The following is a 19129-nucleotide window of genomic DNA, read 5'->3' on the forward strand; positions in this document are numbered from 1 at the left end:
GAAAGCGTAATAAAAAACCACCTAATCTCCTAGGTGGTTTCTACTTATATCTTTGGTCATCTACCTACTACTCTACCGTAACAGATTTTGCTAGATTACGCGGTTGATCCACGTTTTTATCTAACATTACTGCTATATGATAAGATAATAACTGTAATGGTATAGTGGTTAATAAAGGTGTCATAAACTCTATAGTATCAGGTACCTCTATTACGTGATCTGCAAGATCACGCACATCAACATCTCCTTCTGTAACGATACCTATTATCTTACCGCTACGAGATTTAATTTCCTGAATATTACTGACCACCTTTTCATAATGCCCTTTACGGGTCGCGATTACAACAACTGGCATTTGCTCATCAATCAAAGCAATAGGCCCATGTTTCATCTCTGCAGCTGGATAACCTTCTGCATGAATATAACTGATCTCTTTAAGCTTAAGAGCTCCTTCTAGCGCAACTGGAAAGTTAAATCCACGTCCTAAGTATAAACAATTAGGTGCATCTTTATATATCGCAGCTATTTTCTCGATGTGATCGTTAGAACCGAGAGCTTTTTCTACTTTTTCAGGAATTGTATCTAATTCTTGTAGATATCTATGGAAGTCACTAGTCGAAATCTTACCTTTTTTCTTTGCTAACTGTAATGCGATAAGTGTTAGGACAGTAATTTGAGTTGTAAAAGCCTTAGTAGAAGCAACACCTATTTCTGGTCCTGCATGAGTATAAGCTCCTGCATGCGCCTCACGAGAGATGGAACTACCTACCACATTACAAACTCCAAAAACGAAAGCTCCCTTATCTTTAGCCATCTTTATAGCAGCCATTGTATCTGCTGTTTCTCCACTTTGAGAAATAGCAATTAATATATCATCCTTATCAATAACAGGATTCCTATACCTAAACTCTGACGCGTATTCTACTTCTACAGGTATTCTTGCAAGATCTTCAAAGATATATTCTGCCACAAGACCTGCGTGCCATGATGTACCACAAGCTACAATCAATACACGCCTAGCATTTAAAAACTTATCTATATGATCATCAATACCAGCCATCTTAATTAGGCCTTGATCTACTAACATTCTACCTCTGAAGGTATCTCTAATAGCCTGAGGTTGCTCATAAATTTCTTTAAGCATAAAGTGATCGTAACCACCTTTTTCAATCTGCTCAAGATTCATTTGTAATTCCTGTATGTACGGATCTACTAATGAGTCATCATGTATTTTACGGATTTTCATATCCTTGTGAGTACGCACAACAGCCATCTCACCGTCTTCTAAATAAATAGCTTCTTTAGTAAACTCAATAAAAGGAGACGCGTCACTAGCTATGAAGAATTCGTTTTCACCGACTCCTATTGCAAGAGGAGACCCTAAGCGAGCTACTACAATCTCATTAGGCTTATTACGATCAAACACGGCAATTGCATAAGCTCCTATAGTCTGATTTAAAGCTATTTGAACCGCCTTACCTAATTTTACTTTTTCTTTAGTCTTTACATCCTCTATTAGATTTACTAATACCTCTGTATCTGTATCTGATTGAAAAGTAAATCCTCTATTCATCAACTCTGTCTTAAGAGGTTGATAGTTTTCAATTATACCATTGTGTATAATTACAAGGTCACCACTATTAGAAAAATGAGGATGAGAATTGACATCATTAGGCACACCATGTGTAGCCCATCGTGTATGACCTATTGCGATAGTACCATTAGTACTAACCTCTGATTCTAACTTTGCCTCTAGATCAGCAACTTTACCTTTGGTTTTTGAAAACTTAAGATCTGTACCATCATAAATAGCAATCCCAGCACTATCATAACCTCTATATTCAAGTCTTTTAAGACCATTTAAAACAATAGGATAAGCGTCACGATGTCCTATGTAACCTACGATTCCACACATAATTTATTATTAGTTTACCTCTGTATAAAAAATCTCTAGCTTCAATCGTTTCTCAAGATCTGTCGAGCGATTACCGTGTAGAATTGTCCCTTCATGAGATACGGCTGAGCCTGTTGTAATTTGACTCGTTATATTAGGATTTTTAATTTGAGCGTTAGAAATTATATTGACATTTTGGGTAACGGATAAGCCTAACCTAACGTTCTCTATATCACCATTGACAATACTATTGACATGATTGGTCAAAATCATTTTATACTTTATTCCTTGACTACTCTCATCTTCATCATCAACCCTTTCTAACCTGCCTAAATGAGTTAAATTAGAAGACAAACCTGTGCCCGTTGACCCAATTGCAAAATCCGCTAAAATGGTATTATCATCAAAATTATAAATAATAATTCTTTCTGGTTCTGTTTCTCCTGCTACTACTGCAGCTTGATCTACAAAAAATGTAATTGAAGCTTCATTAATTAACCAGTTGTTTGATATCAATTGAGTTAAATCATCTGCTTCTCCATTCATGTCCAAGTCTGGCCCAAACAAATCTAACAACACCATTGATCCAGGACCACCTTTTAAATACAAACGCTCTTCTCCTACCACATCATTATTAGCCATCTGTATATCTGTAAATATAGATTGATTATAACCTGTCGTATCAATCAACCCTACCGAGTTTTCCCCAAAATTAATTGTAAAAGTACTATTCAGCGGTATTAAATCTGTCGTATCTCCATCCTCGTCTAAATCACTTGTATCCGTAATATTAATAGATAAAAAGAGCTCAATAGTTGCATCCGCAAGATCTAGATGAACGAGATTATCCGTGCCATTAGCATTACTAACATTAAAAAACAATCCTCTAAAGTAATTTCTAAAGTTATTATTGCTTTCCAGGTTAATTGTCCCCTCCTGTGAAACTATTAAGTTTTCCCAAAAGTTGATTTGAGCCACTTGTTCTGTAGTACCTGTTCTTTTACCTATCGTTTCTCTAAACCTGGGAGTTAATCTATCTAAAACAACCGTTTCGCTTTCATCAGTATCAAAATCAGTTAGAACCACTTCCTTCTCACTGGGCTTAAAACTAACTTTCTCAAAAATCAAAGCTCCTTTTTGAGAATCTATGGTGGCTGCTAAATCTGAATAATAAATCGCCGGATCTTCTATATTATCGGGATCAAAGTCATTTAAAAAATAATTATTTCGATAAATTTGTAAATCATAACTTCCATTACCATAAATAGAATCTAACTCATAGATAGTAGTTTCATCTTCAAAATCAATTGGAGTTGAGAAATATGGTATAGTTATGACGACACTATCCAACACAGGATTAATTCCAAAATCAGGATCAGTTGTTGCTAGACTTAATTGACTCACAAATCCATAATCAGTCCTGCCATATACTGGATCAGTATACGACCCTAATGGCATCGAATTAAAATTATTAGTCTGTACAGGACCTAATAACTCATTAAATGCAACTACATCAAATTCTTGTTTTTTGATTCGATCATTTAACTGATCTGCTCCTAGGATGTCACTCCCGATTGTATTTAACTCATTATCACACGCAGCTAATCCTAAAATTAAACCTGCAACAATTGAAACGTTCATAGCAACACGTTTCATTTTACTCATCATTTTCTTTTTCATTTAAAATATCGTTAAGATAGAATCCTTCATAAGCATCTGCAAATTCTTCATGAGAATGGAATTCCAAAACAGGCTTATCAACAGAGTCGATATAAGAATCTAACTCCTCGCCTAAATCCTCACTAGCTTTAATAATCCCATCACTAAACCTAACAGCATTCTTCATTAAATTAACATATGAAGGCTCCTCAAACTCAGTTACAGCATCATCATCTAATGCATCAAATCTTAGTTTATCTATCATTTCAGTATCTAACGTTCCTTCAAAGGATTGATTATATACCGAGGTAACTATTTTACTATCTTCAAATAATGGATCATTACCATAATAATTCTTTATGTACAATGGCAGTAGTCCAGCCAACCATCCGTGCACATGAATAATATCTGGCGCCCAATTTAATTTCTTAACTGTTTCAATGACTCCTTTGGCAAAAAAGATAGCGCGCTCATCATTATCATCAAACATGTTACCATCCTCATCTGTAAGCGTCGCCTTACGCTTAAAATAATCTTCATTATCTATAAAGTAAACCTGCATTCTTTCCTTAGGAATAGAAGCCACTTTAATGATTAGTGGCATATCTAAATCATTAATGATTAGATTCATTCCACTTAAACGGATTACTTCATGCAATTGGTGTCTGCGCTCGTTAATATTCCCGAAACGAGGCGTAAATATTCTGATCTGACCTCCACGATCATTCACCATTTTAGGACTAAAATAGGACATCGAGGATGCTTCAGTTTCTGGTAAATAAGGGATAACTTCTGAGGATACGTACAGGACTCTTTTTTCCTTCATAAATTGTTTTATTGATGCCTAACTTTTAGCAAGTTGCAAAAATACACAATTTCTTGCACTTTCATGGTTTAACCTTATGTTTGTAGCATTGCCCAAACCTATATCCCTATGGTACTTCAAACCCATAAAGAATTAAGCTTACAGATTGAAAGCCTTAAAAATGAAAGTCTTAGAATCGGATTTGTTCCTACCATGGGAGCTCTTCATGCTGGACATATTTCTTTAATGCAGGAAGCAATGAAATCTAACGACGTTCTCGTTGTGTCTATTTTTGTAAACCCTACCCAGTTTGATAATGCCAGCGATTTAAGTAAGTATCCTAGAACGGTAGATAATGATATCGATCTAATCTATAAACATTTTGATAAATCCAAGGTAATTATATACACTCCTCACGTTGAGGATATATATGGTAATAGCACAGTCGCAAAATCTTATAAATATGATGGATTAGAGCAGGTAATGGAAGGTGCTAATAGACCAGGTCATTTTGATGGAGTAGGAACTATTCTAGAATTCTTATTTCAAAAAGTACAACCAGATCATGCTTATTTTGGCGAGAAAGACTTTCAACAGTTACAAATAGTCAAGAAACTAGTAGAAAAACTCCATTTACCTATTCAAATCATAGGCTGCCCCATAAAAAGAGAAATGAACGGACTAGCAATGAGTTCTCGCAATGAAAGATTAAGTCCTAAAGCCAGAAAAGAAGCAATTTTCATTATACAATCTCTAGAAAAAGCTAAAGAACATTTCAAAAACCACAGTATTAATGATACTGTTGAAATGGTACAAAAGTTGTATACAGAAAATGAAAATCTAGAATTAGAATATTTTACTATCGCAAGTGAAGAAACTCTAGTCCCTGTAAAACGTAAATACCATAAACACACCTATAGAGCTTTTATAGTTGCCCATTTAGAAGGTGTAAGATTAATTGATAATATGCGTTTATCATAATAATGATTTTTAAATAATTACAAATCGTATCTTTGCAACATGTTAATTACAGTAGTAAAATCCAAAATTCACCGAGTTAAAGTAACCGGTGCAGACCTAAATTACATAGGCAGTATCACCATTGATGAAGATCTAATGGATGGTGCAAATATAGTTGAAGGTGAAAAAGTTCAAATTGTTAATAATAATAACGGTAACCGCTTAGAGACCTATGCCATTCCTGGGCCGAGAGGTAGCGGAGAAATCACTCTTAATGGAGCAGCAGCAAGAAAAGTAGCTCCTGGTGATGTGCTTATCCTTATCTGTTATGCTCAAATGACGATGGAAGAAGCTCGTGCTTTTAAACCAACACTACTTTTCCCTAATGAAGAGGATAACACCTTATCATAAATCAGCTTGAAAAAAGCATCTCTCAAAGCATTAAAAATAGTATTACCGCTTGCGCTAGGTATATTTTTAATTTATATCTCTTACACTCAGTTTACTGAAAATCAAATTGAAGAGATAAAATCTTATTTGATTGATGCAAACTATAGCTGGATTGTTCTAGGAGTTTCACTGTCCTTTTTGAGTCACCTTTCTAGAGCATGGCGATGGAACTATATGCTTAAAGCAATAGGGCATCAACCAGCTTTTCTTACTAATGTGATGGCTATTGGCACAGGCTATGCTATGAATTTAATAATACCTCGCAGTGGTGAAGTAGCTCGTGCAGTTGTTGTAAACAGAGTAGATAACGTACCAGTAGATAAAGCTATAGGTACTATAATAGCAGAGCGTGTTCTCGATTTTATTATTCTATTAATCATCACAGCTACCGCTTTATTAGTGTCAGGCACTGTTATCATTGACTTCTTTAAAGAACGTTTAAATACTGCTTTCGCGAAAGCAGATTCTTCAACAATTATTATCTATGGAATAATTGCGCTAATCTTTACCGTTATTGCAGTTGTATTATTTAGATACATAAAACCATTTCAAAAACTAAAAAACTTTATCAGCGGTCTTAAAGATGGTTTTAATACGATATGGACCATGCAGCAAAAATGGCTTTACCTAGCTCATACATTATTTATATGGACCATGTATTTATTAATGTTTTACGTCAGTATTTTTGCCATTCCAGGCACAACCTCTATACCTATTAGCGGAATTTTAAGTGCATTTGTAGCAGGTAGTTTTGCCGTCGCGTTTACAAACGGCGGTTTTGGTGCTTATCCCTATTTTATAGCACAGGTCCTTTTGCTATTTGACGTGGCAGACACCTTAGGAACGTCACTAGGTTGGATCCTGTGGACCTCACAAACAGTACTAGTTCTAGTTTACGGTATAGTATCATTTGTAATGCTTTCTATAAAAAATAGTGTTTCGGCTAAATAATTGTAAATTCCGTTCCAAAAATTTTCTTACAATGAAACATTTTATCGCTTTCATCATATTATTATTTACCTGTAATACTCTATTCTCACAAGCTTTTTATAGAGCATACCCTAGCGATGTGTTAGGTACGGAACGCAATATTAAGGTGCTTAAACCACGTAACTATGCTGAGAATCCTGAAAAAACGTATCCATTAATTGTGGTCCTAGATGGTGATTATCTTTTTGAACCTGTTGCAGGTAATGTAGATTACCTATCCTATTGGGATCAAATACCAGAAAGTTTTGTTTTAGGAATTAACCAGCGTAAAAGTCGTTATGATGAAACCTCAATCAATCGTGAAAGCGGCTTGCCAGAATCACAAAGCGCAGACTTTATGGACTTTATCATGGAGGTTGTTGAAACTATGAAAGAAGAATATCGTATCGCACCATTTACAGTAATTATAGGTAAAGATGTCACTGCAAATCTAGCTACCTATTTTTTAATGCGTAAAAAAGTTGCTTTTGACGCTTACCTCAATATAGATCCAGATTACTCAACTTTAATAACAGATAATCTGGTGAGTAAAATTTCACAATTAGAAAGCTATAATTACTACTATGTTGCCACACCAGAAAAGCTAAGCACAACTGATAATATGTTTACCACACAAGTGGACTCATTACTAGAAAACCGTAAAAACGTGCATTTGCTATATGAGAAGATAGAAGGCGTTGATAAATACGGACTAGGCGCACATGCCATACCACGCGGGCTGAATTATATTTTTGAAGAGTATAAACTTATCGATGAAGACGCCTTAGTAAATACAGCTGTAGCGGCTGATATGGCTGCAGAAGGTAAAGAAAATAAAGACGCTGCAAACGCTATAGAAACACTAATTGAAAAATACAAATACATTAAGGAAGTCTACGGTATCGACATGAGAGTCAGACTAATAGATATCGTAACTGTAGCAGAACACCTTATAGACAACAAGAAGTACGATGAACTAATAGATGTAGCAGACCTTGCTATGAAAGAATATCCAGAAAAACTTTATGGTCGATTTATAGAAGGAATCGGTTATGAAGGAATAGGTAGACCAGAGCGCGCCATAAAATCATATAATGCAGCATATGCATTAGAACCTGCTGTAGGAATTACAAAAGATGATGTGCTGGACAAGGTAGAAATGCTTCAGGAAAAAAAATAAATGGCCAAAGTAAAGACAACATGGTTTTGCCAGAATTGTGGCGCTCAACACGCACGCTGGCAAGGACAATGTACTACGTGTAAGGAATGGAACACACTAGTTGAAGAGGTTGTTCAAAAAGAAAAGAAACCTTCTTGGGATGCTGCTAGCGGCGATTCGCTTTCGCGAAAGCGTACTCCACAACCACAACTTATCACTCAAATAGATGTGACTGAAACGCCACGTTTAGACACAACAAATGCAGAGTTTAATAGAGTATTAGGTGGTGGACTAGTACCTGGCTCTGTAACCTTATTAGGTGGTGAACCTGGAATAGGTAAATCAACTTTATTGCTTCAAGTTTGCCTTAATTTACCTTACAAGACGTTATATGTAAGTGGAGAAGAAAGTGCACAGCAAATAAAAATGAGAGCAGATCGTATCAAACAAGATGCGACCAACTGCTACATTTTAACTGAAACTAAGACTCAAAATATTTTCCGTCAGATTACAGAAATGCAACCTGAGGTACTTATTATAGATTCTATACAAACTCTGCAAACCGAGATTATAGAAAGTACCGCTGGTAGCGTATCTCAAATCAGGGAATGTACTAGCGAGCTTATAAAATTTGCCAAAGAGACCAATACACCAGTGCTTTTGATAGGTCATATTACTAAAGATGGTAACATCGCTGGACCTAAAATACTAGAGCACATGGTAGATACAGTATTGCAATTTGAAGGCGATCGCAATCATACTTATAGAATTTTACGCGCGTTAAAAAACCGCTTTGGAAGCACACATGAAATCGGTATTTATGAAATGTTGGGTCACGGTTTACGTGAAGTTATCAACCCTAGCGAAATCTTAATATCACAACGCGGTACTAGTTTGAGTGGTACTGCAATCGCTGCCACTATGGAAGGTATGCGTCCTTTAATGATAGAAGTTCAAGCATTAGTGAGTACGGCTGTATATGGAACACCTCAACGTAGTGCTACAGGATATAACTTAAAGCGTCTCAACATGATTCTAGCCGTATTAGAAAAAAGAGCTGGCTTTAAACTAGGCCAAAAAGATGTATTCTTAAATATAACGGGTGGTATCACTGTAGACGATCCAGCGATTGATCTTGCTGTAGTGGCCGCTATTCTTTCATCTAACTTTGACATTGAACTTTCTTCACAACATTGTTTCAGTGCAGAGGTAGGTCTAGGTGGAGAAATAAGACCTGTTTCACGCATGGAACAGCGTGTTAATGAAGCCGCAAAACTAGGATTTGAGAAAGTGTTTATTGCACCGGCAAAACAAAAGTTTAAAGAAGTAGGTACCGATGTACAAGCTTTTTCAAAAATTGAAGATTTAATTAAATATTTATTTTCATAATTAATTATAAGTATATGTTTTTAAGAATTTTATGTTTAATCACACTAGTCAGTTTTGCATCTTGTAAATCTGCCGATAAGGAAGTTGAAACAGTAAAAACAACCGAGGTTGATAAAACTGACAACGATATTTTACATCTTGAGTCACCTGATGGGACCTATACTAATCTTGCTGCATTACTAGAAGAGCATAAGGGAAAGGTAGTCTATGTGGACTATTGGGCTAGCTGGTGTAAACCATGTCGCGTCATGATGCCAGCATCTGTAAAACTAAAAGAGCGTTATAAAGGTAAAGATGTCGTATTTCTTTACATATCTATTGACACAAAAAGAAATGCCTGGGAAAAAGCAAATCAAGAAGAAGGATTTACTGAGCATAGTTACATTGCTACTAATTATCCTAAAGCAAAAATATTTCAACTTAGAAATGTAAGTAGCATCCCTAGATATATGTTATATGATAAAAACGGCCGTATGATAGATGATAACGCTATGCGTCCCGTACAGCCAAATCTTATAACTGCAATAGACGGTTTACTATCTTTATAGTTTGCAGTTCATTAAAAAATACTGGCTTTATACAAGTATCCTTATTGCAATAATCGCTCTAATAATTACCTATGCAGTAAAGCCAGCATTGTTTGATTTTATATTAAAACCATCACAACGAACTATTTACGAGCGCAATTTTAACGATAATCCGGAAAAACTAAAACGCTGGAATAATCTTTTATCTATTGCTTCAAAAGATCAAGTAACCATTAATGAGTCTACTGCAGAACGTGTTGTGACCACTCCTCAAAAATCATTTACTGCTAGTTATTTGATTGACCTTCAATTGGGAGAAGTACTAGTAAGTACTATCGCCTCAAAAAGCTCTTGGATACTTGAAGCTAGAAATCTAAGCGGTGATTTACTTCAAGATGCTCAATTGAAAAAAAATCATCTGTCCTTAAATTATAAACCAAATAAAAATATTAAAGTCCGTATCATTCTTCAGGCAAAACTAGAAACAGAATCCACAACAGATTTTAAAATTTATACTTTACCACAATATGATTTTCCAGTAGCAGGAAAAGATAATACTGCTATACAAAGTTTCTGGGGTGCTTCAAGAGGTGGCGGCAGTCGTAGTCATGAAGGAAATGATATTTTTGCATCTAAAGGTCATCCAGTAGTTGCTATTACTTATGGAACAATTTCTAGTATCAGAAATCGTGGATTAGGCGGTAAACAGGTTTGGGTTAAAGATTATGATAATGGTTATTTACATTATTATGCTCACCTAGACGATTGGATAGTAAATGAAGGCGACATGGTCTGGTCTGGCGACACACTAGGATATGTAGGGAATACAGGAAATGCAAAAAACACACCACCACACCTACATTTTGGGATCTATAAAAACGGTAGTGCTGTAGATCCAAAACCATTTATTTGGAAAACCCAAGTTCCAGCAAACGCGATTTCCTTACCTCAACTCATCAATCCACGTGCAAACGGTTTTGCCGCAAATCTACGTACTGAACCATCAAGCTCTAGTGACATTCTTCAAGATTTAAAAACAGCACCTGTAACCATAATAGGTAATACTGGAAACTGGTATCATGTTAGAACCTCAGCCGGTTTAAGCGGCTATATGCATAAAAGTGTGTTAGTAGAACAATAATTATAGATTAGTCAACTCTAGTGTGACTTTATATAGCGGCCTGGATTGCATCTTTGCTTTGAGCCATGCATAGAAACTCATGACAAAAATATCTTCTCTGTCTGCTCCTATCCAGTCAAATGATTTCTCTACCTTGTTATAGAAAGCTTCTGTAGTTACTTGATGTGGTGTGTCATAGTATAAACGTAGTAATTTGAGATAAGAAAGCACTCGCTTTTCCTTCTTCTCTATTAATCTCTTGCGATATCTTTTATTGAAACTACGCATTCTGGATTCTACTAAATCAGGCTGATTACGTTCTATAAGAATGAGAATTTCTATGATATTGCGTTTTATCACCCAATTGAATCCTGCTCGTTTTTCATAAAAGTCATCGCTATGAGAAAGGCCGCGCATGATTAAACTGCACTTCGCATAATCTTCTTTTTGAAAATACGCCATTATAGAAGTCAATTCGCTCTCTGGAGTTGAGTGATTGATATGACTTAAAGTCTTCATACCATTTACCAACTCACCAGTATAAATCTCTATTAATGCTTTTAGATGATAATAATCATCACCCATCGTTTTCATGTATTTCCCATTCTCTAATTTTAATTGCGATCCCATTAAACTTAAAAACTCTTGTGCTTTGTCAAAGTTTTTGTTTCTGAAATATGTCATACTCATCAACTTTAAAATAGCTATGTGATAATACAAATGACGTGTAGCGAGATCTTTCTTAGTATTTACAATATGATAGGCCTCTTCCATAAAGTGTGCTGCGCTGTAATAATCACTTTTTATAGTAGCTGTCTCTACCGCGATGGTCATTAACGTATACAAAGACTTAAACCCAAAAGCGGCATTTAGCTTAATTCCATAGGTTTTTAAATGACGATCTATCACTTCTTCTACATCTTGATCACCAGTCTGTAAATCTTCTTTTATAAACGCATAGGCCGTCATCAAATGCGCCTCTGCAAGTTGGTTTTTCAAGTTACTCTGGTACTCTTCAATCACTAGATCTAACTGGACTGATGGATTCTTATGAGCATGTTGTAATAAGGTGTGATACATTTCATTAAGTAACGCATATAGCTCAAGTTTATGGGCCTTTTGAATTGCCTTTTTTAGAATTTTAAAGCCTAATTTATGCAGGCCTTTCTCAAAAAATATTCTTGAAGCTAGTAGATTTTTTAACAGTTGCATCTCTTCATCGCTTTCTGTTTCTAGACCGTGCGACGCAGTAAAATCTATCAGATTGTCACGCAGTCTTTTAGTTAATGCATAGAGTGCATTTTGATTCTCGTCACCATATAATCGGGTTGCCAGATCAGTAGTCACGCCATTTTCTATAAGCTGAAAAAGCTTAATGTTTTTAACGTCAGATCTTCTATTTCTCGCTTTCGCGAAAGCGTAGAAAGCCAACCTTTCTTCATTAGTCATACTATCAATTAGCAAAATAAGCTCTTTCATATCGTAAGAATATATAAATCCAATATACAGTAAATAAATGTATTATATTTTAAATTAATATTCTTAATCATAATAAAATAAAATATATTGACTCATATCGATTGAACATATATCGCACATTTGTACCATCAAACAATCAAAACAAACAATATGGAAAATCAAACATTTAATCCAGTAAACGTAAAGACTGAAAAGAAAGAAAAAGAAGTTTTTAACGGTAAACCTACACCAGCATTTATTGCTGCATCGTGGAGCGCATTGCTTATAGGAATGGTATCCTATTGTATAGGGTTATGGAACGCAGACATGCTTCTTAATGAGAAAGGCTATTATTTTGTCATCTTACTCTTCGGTCTATTCTCTGTCATATCAGTGCAAAAGGCTGTGAGAGATAAGCAAGAAGGCGTGGCTGTAACAGATATGTATTATGGAATTGCATGGTTTGTAACCATAGCCTCGTTAGTATTACTAGTCATAGGACTATGGAATGCAGACTTACTATTGAGTGAGAAAGGTTTTTACGGGATGTCCTTTGCGCTTAGTTTATTTGCTGCCATCGCGGTACAGAAAAACACCAGAGATGTGAAATTTATAGATGATCAAGAAAAATAGAAGGAGTTGAAAAATCTAATAAAAATAAATATAAGGATAGGCTGGATATTAATAGTGGGAATAATTATATCTCAACTTTTCATTACCAAGACTACCTATGATATTGGAAGAATGGCGCCCTTTTATGCGCTTTTAACTTTGATACTATTTATTCCTTTTATGATGACCGCTATAGCAAGTACTTTAAACAGAATAGAGAAGATAAAAAGAATAAAAATTGCCATAATAATTGGAGTTACATGTCAAATAGTGTTGCCCACGATTTTACCTCTCATTTTTGATAAAGAACTAATAACCTTATCGTTAGCTGGACTAACCTTAGCCATAATAATGTTCTTTTTTAGGAAAAAGATTGAGATTCAATTATTTATCCTAAATGGTATAGGTGTAATTGTTTTGTCTTTTATATCTGCTCTAGTATTGATGAATTTCTAAATAAAAACACTTTTAATTATGAAATGGTTCACTGAAAAAAAAGGTTATTTATTATTATTAGGGATTCTATGCATAAGCCCTATGATGATACTAGCAATGAGGCTTTTACTACAATTTGAAAGAGGTTGGCGGTTATTAAATATCATCGACGATTCATATATGATTGTCGCTTTCTCTGTTCACTTAGTAATTAGTATGACATGTCTTGCGTTCACCATTTATGAACTCGAGAAAAAGCAAAGAACTTTCCTTATTAATACAATCCTAGGACTCGTATTTAGTTCCTCTGTAATACTATTTTATTTAACAGTTGCTTTATTAATTCTTAATCTTATTAACTAACAAAACAGGCTTATGCAGTTGCACAAGCCTGTTTTGATGTTTGGGAAACGGCCTTTTGAAAAAGAGGTCGTTTTTTAATACATGTAATTTATGGTCGTTAATGAGGTACTAGAATTATTAAAATTCAACTGGACTTCATTTCCTGAAACTTGTAAACTGGAAATATCAAAAGTAAAACTCTTCTCAAAAACTGCGGTACACAGTTCTGTATTAGTAAACTCAAGAATTAGATTTCTTTCTGGCGGACTAGAAAAAGAGACCACATCAGAATCTACAAGATCTAGTGTCCATGACGATCCATCACATCCACTACCACTAATTATTATGGTTAAACAATCACCTGAAAGTGATAATCCTGTAATAGATACATTTTCATTAAGGTTACCGTATCTACTGGCATCTATAATCACGTCTGATGCATTAATACAAACCTGCTGATTAGTATTAATATCTTCATCACCTACATCGCATGACAACAAAGTCACACATAAAATTAAAAGTATTGTATTTATTGATTTCATAATATTGCTTTTAAAGTAGATGCTCATTACTTTAAAAGGTTGCGTTTATTACCTACAATCTCTTTTAATCAACTTCCACCACAACAGGACAGTGATCACTATGCACTGCACTTTGAAGAATTACTGCTCGTTGAATACGGTCACGTAATGGTTCACTAGCCATGTGATAGTCTAATCGCCATCCTTTATTACGTGCGCGAGAACCACCACGGTAACTCCACCAACTGTACTGATCTGGCTCATCGTTGAACATTCTAAACGTATCTATAAAACCACTAGCAACAAATCGATCCATCCACTCACGTTCTTCTGGTAAGAAACCAGAGGTGTTTTTAAGTCCTTTTGGGTTATGAATATCGATAGCTTTGTGACAGATATTATAATCGCCACAAACAATAAGGTTCGGTCGTTCTTTACGCAGTTCTTTAGAATATTCTAGAAACTCTTCCATGTACTTGAACTTAAAACTAAGTCGATCATCATTTGTACCACTAGGTAAGTACATACTCATGATAGACACATCGCCAAAATCTACTCGTAAATTTCTTCCTTCAAAGTCCATAGACTCTATACCAGTTCCATATTCCACATGATCTGGTTTTGTTTTAGAAATAATAGCCACACCACTATAACCCTTTTTTTGAGCACTATAATAGTATTGATATTCATATCCAGCTTCTTTAAAAGCCTCCGTATCTACTTGATCCTCATTGGCTTTTATTTCTTGCAAGCATAACACGTCTGGATTTGCAGCTTTAAGCCAAGTGATAAAATCTTTTTTCATCGCCGCACGGATTCCGTTGACGTTATAGGATATGATTTTCATAGGTATTTAATAATAGAATTTATAACCTAAGCCAATGCTTAGCTCATCAAATTGATGCAATTTATAATAATTGATAAAGGTAGCGATTCGACCAAAATCCTTAGCGATTCTCCCGACATATTGAGTGTTTCCATTGAAAAAAGATACGGTAGTCGAAGTACTGAAACCTGTCCACAAATATTCATCATAAGTCAATCCAATAGTAGGCGCTAAAAAACTAGTGGTATTTAAACGCATCAGTTTACCACCTGCTATTACTCCTAAATTATCGGTGGTTTTAAAAATTCCTTTTACACTATATATGGTAGGTTTAAAAGATTCCTGAAAATTTATTTTTTCAAAAGATCCATCAATACTCATTGAAAAATTCGAGTATGATTGAATCTCATATAATTGTGCACTTGCACGAAAATAATAGTCTGAATCTAAATTGGTCTGATAAGTCAAATTAGCATTTATCCTAGTTGTATTTTTAAGTTGATTCAAGTTATTCCAAAAATCTAGATTGATACCGTAAGGATTATTTAAAACACCATAATCTGAAAAAATTGTGAATTGTGGTCTTATAGGTAGATTGCAACCATACCCTTGTAATTTGATAACTCCTTGATTAGTTTTTTTTATATCAACATTGATTTCTATAGCTTCATATCCTGCATAAGATATTACAATCGTGGTATTTGGTCTTTTTGTTGTCAAACTAAATTCACCATCAAAATTCGTCTCAGTATAGTTATCTGTTCCTTTTTCTAGCACAGTAGCTCCTAAAATAGGTTCACCCGTTAAGTCAATCACTTTTCCAGTAATGATCTGTTGCCCAAAAGAAATACCAGAAAAGAAAAGAGCAAGAAATATGATTTTCATAGGGTAATTTTAGTAGAACACGAAGATAAGCATTGCAGTACTATCAGCCGATTCCGCTCTGCAGCGGAATGACAATTAAAAAAATCATTTGGGACTGTGGACTGAAGACTAACAGACTAAAGGGCTAAAACCTTACTCCTTATACATTCCAACCACAAGCTCGTCCTGATCATTCATCGTGGCACGATACATTCCTGCGGTGTTGAATTCCATGGATACGTTCCCAAGATGATCTAAGGCAACGATTCCGCCAGTACCGCCTAAATCGACAAGCTTTTTCTGGATCACAGCATCAGTTGCTTCTTTCAATGTCATGCCTTTATATTCCATCATGGCGCTGATGTCATAAGCGACTTGCACTCGTATAAAATACTCACCATGTCCAGTGCTTGAGACTCCACAGGTAGCATTATTTGCATAAGTTCCACTACCTATAATGGGTGAATCGCCTATGCGGCCATATTTCTTATTGGTCATTCCGCCAGTACTAGTTCCAGCAGCGATATTGCCATTTTTATCAAGCGCTACACAACCTACGGTTCCGTATTTAGAATCCTTGATAAATGGATCTTCTAGTTCTAACTGAGCTACTTTTTTATCATTTTGCGCATCCTTTTCGGCTTCTCTTTTTAGAACACGTTGCAAGGACTGGTAACGGTTCTCGGTATAGAAATAACTGTTAGGTACAATCTCTATGTTGGGATCTTGTAACGCTTTCGCGAAAGCGTCTCCACCACTACCACTTAGTAACACATGCTCAGAATCTGTCATCACTTTACGGGCTAGTGAAATAGGGTTTTTAACCGTAGTAATACCTGCGACCGCACCAGCATTAAGTGTTTTTCCATCCATAAAACTAGCGTCAAGTGAGTTGATACCATCGTGCGTAAATACCGCTCCTTTTCCAGAGTTGAATAACGGCGAGTCCTCCATGATACGTATGCTCGCCTCAACAGCATCCATAGCATCGCCTCCATTTTTAAGAATATCATGTCCTGCTTTTACAGCTTCTGTGAGTTTATCGTTATACTGTCTTTCCAGCTCTGGTGTCATGTTCTCTTTTTTAATCGTTCCTGCACCACCATGAATCACTATGGCAAATTCACTAGTTTGTTTTTGGGTTTCAGGAATTGCAACTTCTTCAGATTTTGTTGCTGTTTCTTGACAGGCAATTAAAACTATAGCTACTATTAAAAAAAAGATTTTTTTCATGATTTATAATTTGAGTTACAAGTTACTGAAAAAGCCGTGATGTAGGTAGTTAAGAATTTGTTGAATGTAGTCCGGTACTGATTGTAAAGCCGACCTTAAAACTGTAACTTTATACTTTAAAATAAACTGACATGGCAATTGCAAAACCTTTTAACCTTAACCAGTGGATTGAAGAAAATAGAGACTCTTTAAAACCACCTGTAGGGAATAAGAATTTATATAAAGATGCTGGTGATTATATAGTCATGATCGTTGCTGGACCTAATGCTCGCAAAGATTATCACTACAACGAGACTGAAGAACTTTTCTATCAACTAGAAGGAAACATAGAAGTTCACATACAAGAAGATGGCGAGAAAAAAACCATGAAGTTAGGTCCTGGTGACATGTACTTGCATCCTGGTAAAGTACCGCATTCTCCTGTACGTCACGAGAATTCTATAGGGCTAGTTATTGAGCGCAAACGTACTAGTAAAGATGATGTTGATGGATTACTATGGTTTTGTGATAACTGCAATAACAAGCTACATGAGACATACTTTAAACTAGATAACATAGAGAAGGACTTCTTGCCACGCTTTAAAGAGTTTTACACTAGTGAAGAGTTGCGCACTTGCGATAATTGTGGCACTACTATGGAAATGGATGAGCGATTTGTGGGGTAATCTCCAGCGACTATATTTAAAACAACAAAAACCCCAAGCTCGCACTTGGGGTTTTTTATTCTTAAAATGTAGTTAGGGATTACATTTTAGGAAGTAGTACTGCGTCCACTACGTGGATTACTCCATTAGATTGGTTAACGTCTGCTATCGTTACGGTAGCCATTCCACCATTTGCGTCTGTGATTACTACTTTACCATCTTTAATGGTTAAAGTTAGATCAGCTCCAGCTACAGTTGTTACTACTGCTTTACCGTTATTCTTTTTGATTAAAGCGATTACATCTGCAGCGCTAAATTTTCCAGCGATTACATGGTAAGTAAGCACGCCTGTTAATGCTTTTTTATTTTCTGGCTTCAATAACGTATCTACTGTTCCTGCTGGTAAAGCATCAAATGCTGCGTTAGTAGGTGCAAAAACCGTGAAAGGTCCTTCACTAGATAATGTTTCTACAAGGTCTGCCGCTTTAACTGCTGCAACAAGAGTGGTGTGATCTTTTGAGTTTACTGCATTCTCTACGATGTTTTTAGAAGGATACATCTCAGCTCCACCTACCATTACCGTTTTTTCTTTTTTCATCATTCCGTCTTGGGCAACAGAGTTCTGACCGATAAATAGGGCTACAGCTACGAGCGCAAGGCTCAAAAATTTTGACTTTTTCATAGTTTTTTTGTTTTAGTTAATGTGTTATACTGCTTGATATACTGCGTTAGTGTCGATTTGGTTTTTCAACTAACGCGTTTTAACTCAGTATTAACCTAAAACAGCTCATTTTAAGAGAGTTTGGGAAAACCAGTGAAAATTAGGCAACTGGATAAGGTCCAGCTTTTAAACTATGTAATTTAATTCAACAAGATGCCTTTTTGCCCCATTATAGGTACATCTTCAAAATTATCTTCTTTAATAGTATGCGGTGCAGCGGTAAAGGTTTTATCATAAAGTTTATTGTCCTTAAAATAGGTCAATATAATTTCATTTGTAAATGAAAAAACCTCTTCCATGATAAGCTCTACTTTAATGGCGCTTTTTGCAGCCACTACAGGAAAAGCTTGCCTAAAGGTAGTCGTCTTGCGCCCATCACTATGCTTACCACGACTCATGACCATTACAGATTCAATAGCTTCTTTACTATTATTAATGAGGTAAATATTCCAATCATTTGAAGAGAAGTCCTCATTCCATTCTTTCATTATCGCAATGTGAACGTCGTTTACTTCTGGTATAATGATGTCTTTTTTCATGA

19 protein-coding genes are annotated in these 19129 nt (G+C 35.5%); 9 read left to right on the forward strand and 10 right to left on the reverse strand.

What is annotated here, in order from left to right; all coding sequences use genetic code 11:
• Positions 1-67: 67 nt before the first annotated feature.
• Genes glmS through ACJJVI_RS05120 form a run of 3 tightly spaced genes read right to left on the reverse strand, consistent with a single transcriptional unit; the run spans position 68 to position 4379 of the window.
• Complete coding sequence (glmS, locus tag ACJJVI_RS05110; RefSeq protein ID WP_405350820.1) at positions 68-1915, reverse strand: glutamine--fructose-6-phosphate transaminase (isomerizing); 1848 nt, start codon at positions 1913-1915, stop codon at positions 68-70.
• A 9-nt stretch (positions 1916-1924) separates the two neighbouring features.
• Positions 1925-3574: a DUF4270 domain-containing protein gene (locus tag ACJJVI_RS05115; protein ID WP_405350822.1), complete on the reverse strand. Its 1650-nt coding sequence runs from the start codon at positions 3572-3574 to the stop codon at positions 1925-1927.
• Entirely contained in the window at positions 3552-4379 is an 828-nt protein-coding gene (locus ACJJVI_RS05120) for a glycogen/starch synthase (RefSeq protein ID WP_042244915.1), read from the reverse strand. The genes ACJJVI_RS05115 and ACJJVI_RS05120 overlap by 23 nt, the downstream gene beginning before the upstream one ends.
• Positions 4380-4487: 108 nt before the next feature.
• On the opposite strand from ACJJVI_RS05120, the gene panC reads away from it, so the two are divergent.
• From panC to ACJJVI_RS05155, 7 genes are read left to right on the forward strand one after another with little or no spacing between them, the layout of a single operon-like run.
• On the forward strand, positions 4488-5339 hold the full coding sequence (gene panC, locus ACJJVI_RS05125) for a pantoate--beta-alanine ligase (protein WP_405350824.1): 852 nt from the start codon (positions 4488-4490) through the stop codon (positions 5337-5339).
• 39 nt (positions 5340-5378) lie between these two features.
• Positions 5379-5729: an aspartate 1-decarboxylase gene (panD, locus tag ACJJVI_RS05130; RefSeq protein WP_036583545.1), complete on the forward strand. Its 351-nt coding sequence runs from the start codon at positions 5379-5381 to the stop codon at positions 5727-5729.
• A gap of 6 nt (positions 5730-5735) precedes the next feature.
• Positions 5736-6719, forward strand: coding sequence for a lysylphosphatidylglycerol synthase transmembrane domain-containing protein (locus ACJJVI_RS05135; RefSeq protein WP_042295029.1), 984 nt, complete (start codon positions 5736-5738; stop codon positions 6717-6719).
• 31 nt (positions 6720-6750) lie between these two features.
• On the forward strand, positions 6751-7917 hold the full coding sequence (locus ACJJVI_RS05140; RefSeq protein WP_042244921.1) for an alpha/beta hydrolase: 1167 nt from the start codon (positions 6751-6753) through the stop codon (positions 7915-7917).
• Positions 7918-9285 carry a DNA repair protein RadA gene (gene radA, locus ACJJVI_RS05145; RefSeq protein WP_042244924.1) on the forward strand — a complete coding sequence of 456 codons (1368 nt, stop codon included), beginning with the start codon at positions 7918-7920 and terminating at the stop codon, positions 9283-9285. It abuts the gene before it with no gap.
• Positions 9286-9299: 14 nt separating this feature from the next.
• The gene (locus ACJJVI_RS05150; protein ID WP_397302137.1) at positions 9300-9833 is read left to right on the forward strand and encodes a TlpA family protein disulfide reductase; all 534 of its coding nucleotides are present in this window, start codon (positions 9300-9302) and stop codon (positions 9831-9833) included.
• A 1-nt stretch (position 9834) separates the two neighbouring features.
• Positions 9835-10953 carry a peptidoglycan DD-metalloendopeptidase family protein gene (locus ACJJVI_RS05155; protein WP_405350828.1) on the forward strand — a complete coding sequence of 373 codons (1119 nt, stop codon included), beginning with the start codon at positions 9835-9837 and terminating at the stop codon, positions 10951-10953.
• Here ACJJVI_RS05155 and ACJJVI_RS05160 read toward each other — a convergent pair whose 3' ends face one another.
• Entirely contained in the window at positions 10954-12411 is a 1458-nt protein-coding gene (locus ACJJVI_RS05160; protein WP_405350830.1) for a hypothetical protein, read from the reverse strand.
• A 150-nt stretch (positions 12412-12561) separates the two neighbouring features.
• Here ACJJVI_RS05160 and yiaA point away from each other — a divergent pair, with 150 nt between their 5' ends.
• The gene (gene yiaA, locus ACJJVI_RS05165; RefSeq protein WP_042244933.1) at positions 12562-13023 is read left to right on the forward strand and encodes an inner membrane protein YiaA; all 462 of its coding nucleotides are present in this window, start codon (positions 12562-12564) and stop codon (positions 13021-13023) included.
• An 851-nt stretch (positions 13024-13874) separates the two neighbouring features.
• Here the strand turns inward: yiaA and ACJJVI_RS05170 are convergent.
• From ACJJVI_RS05170 to ACJJVI_RS05185, 4 genes are all read right to left on the reverse strand, one after another.
• On the reverse strand, positions 13875-14321 hold the full coding sequence (locus tag ACJJVI_RS05170) for a hypothetical protein (protein WP_152556209.1): 447 nt from the start codon (positions 14319-14321) through the stop codon (positions 13875-13877).
• Positions 14322-14385: 64 nt separating this feature from the next.
• On the reverse strand, positions 14386-15147 hold the full coding sequence (locus ACJJVI_RS05175) for an exodeoxyribonuclease III (protein WP_042269121.1): 762 nt from the start codon (positions 15145-15147) through the stop codon (positions 14386-14388).
• A 6-nt stretch (positions 15148-15153) separates the two neighbouring features.
• A complete protein-coding gene (locus tag ACJJVI_RS05180; RefSeq protein ID WP_405350832.1) occupies positions 15154-16011 on the reverse strand; it encodes a carboxypeptidase-like regulatory domain-containing protein in 858 nt (285 codons plus the stop codon).
• A 132-nt stretch (positions 16012-16143) separates the two neighbouring features.
• Positions 16144-17223, reverse strand: coding sequence for an isoaspartyl peptidase/L-asparaginase family protein (locus ACJJVI_RS05185; RefSeq protein ID WP_405350834.1), 1080 nt, complete (start codon positions 17221-17223; stop codon positions 16144-16146).
• A gap of 131 nt (positions 17224-17354) precedes the next feature.
• Between ACJJVI_RS05185 and ACJJVI_RS05190 the strand changes: the two genes are divergently transcribed.
• Positions 17355-17888 carry a 3-hydroxyanthranilate 3,4-dioxygenase gene (locus tag ACJJVI_RS05190; RefSeq protein ID WP_042244947.1) on the forward strand — a complete coding sequence of 178 codons (534 nt, stop codon included), beginning with the start codon at positions 17355-17357 and terminating at the stop codon, positions 17886-17888.
• Between the two features lie 79 nt (positions 17889-17967).
• On the opposite strand, the gene ACJJVI_RS05195 is transcribed toward ACJJVI_RS05190, so the two are convergent.
• The gene (locus tag ACJJVI_RS05195; protein ID WP_042244952.1) at positions 17968-18549 is read right to left on the reverse strand and encodes a fasciclin domain-containing protein; all 582 of its coding nucleotides are present in this window, start codon (positions 18547-18549) and stop codon (positions 17968-17970) included.
• A 179-nt stretch (positions 18550-18728) separates the two neighbouring features.
• Complete coding sequence (locus ACJJVI_RS05200) at positions 18729-19127, reverse strand: hypothetical protein (RefSeq protein WP_036583515.1); 399 nt, start codon at positions 19125-19127, stop codon at positions 18729-18731.
• Positions 19128-19129 lie beyond the last annotated feature (2 nt).

It is taken from the genome of Nonlabens sp. Asnod3-H03, from assembly GCF_045063665.1.
In the GTDB taxonomy this organism is placed as follows: Bacteria; Bacteroidota; Bacteroidia; order Flavobacteriales; family Flavobacteriaceae; genus Nonlabens; species Nonlabens ulvanivorans.

Bases quoted from the DNA above. Each gene is read 5' to 3' on its own strand.
- glmS (WP_405350820.1), bottom strand. From the start codon at position 1,915: ATGTGTGGAATCGTAGGTTACATAGGACATCGTGACGCTTATCCTATT.
- ACJJVI_RS05115 (WP_405350822.1), bottom strand. From the start codon at position 3,574: ATGAAAAAGAAAATGATGAGTAAAATGAAACGTGTTGCTATGAACGTT.
- ACJJVI_RS05120 (WP_042244915.1), bottom strand. From the start codon at position 4,379: ATGAAGGAAAAAAGAGTCCTGTACGTATCCTCAGAAGTTATCCCTTAT.
- panC (WP_405350824.1), top strand. From the start codon at position 4,488: ATGGTACTTCAAACCCATAAAGAATTAAGCTTACAGATTGAAAGCCTT.
- panD (WP_036583545.1), top strand. From the start codon at position 5,379: ATGTTAATTACAGTAGTAAAATCCAAAATTCACCGAGTTAAAGTAACC.
- ACJJVI_RS05140 (WP_042244921.1), top strand. From the start codon at position 6,751: ATGAAACATTTTATCGCTTTCATCATATTATTATTTACCTGTAATACT.
- radA (WP_042244924.1), top strand. From the start codon at position 7,918: ATGGCCAAAGTAAAGACAACATGGTTTTGCCAGAATTGTGGCGCTCAA.
- ACJJVI_RS05150 (WP_397302137.1), top strand. From the start codon at position 9,300: ATGTTTTTAAGAATTTTATGTTTAATCACACTAGTCAGTTTTGCATCT.
- ACJJVI_RS05160 (WP_405350830.1), bottom strand. From the start codon at position 12,411: ATGAAAGAGCTTATTTTGCTAATTGATAGTATGACTAATGAAGAAAGG.
- yiaA (WP_042244933.1), top strand. From the start codon at position 12,562: ATGGAAAATCAAACATTTAATCCAGTAAACGTAAAGACTGAAAAGAAA.
- ACJJVI_RS05170 (WP_152556209.1), bottom strand. From the start codon at position 14,321: ATGAAATCAATAAATACAATACTTTTAATTTTATGTGTGACTTTGTTG.
- ACJJVI_RS05175 (WP_042269121.1), bottom strand. From the start codon at position 15,147: ATGAAAATCATATCCTATAACGTCAACGGAATCCGTGCGGCGATGAAA.
- ACJJVI_RS05180 (WP_405350832.1), bottom strand. From the start codon at position 16,011: ATGAAAATCATATTTCTTGCTCTTTTCTTTTCTGGTATTTCTTTTGGG.
- ACJJVI_RS05185 (WP_405350834.1), bottom strand. From the start codon at position 17,223: ATGAAAAAAATCTTTTTTTTAATAGTAGCTATAGTTTTAATTGCCTGT.
- ACJJVI_RS05190 (WP_042244947.1), top strand. From the start codon at position 17,355: ATGGCAATTGCAAAACCTTTTAACCTTAACCAGTGGATTGAAGAAAAT.
- ACJJVI_RS05195 (WP_042244952.1), bottom strand. From the start codon at position 18,549: ATGAAAAAGTCAAAATTTTTGAGCCTTGCGCTCGTAGCTGTAGCCCTA.
- ACJJVI_RS05200 (WP_036583515.1), bottom strand. From the start codon at position 19,127: ATGAAAAAAGACATCATTATACCAGAAGTAAACGACGTTCACATTGCG.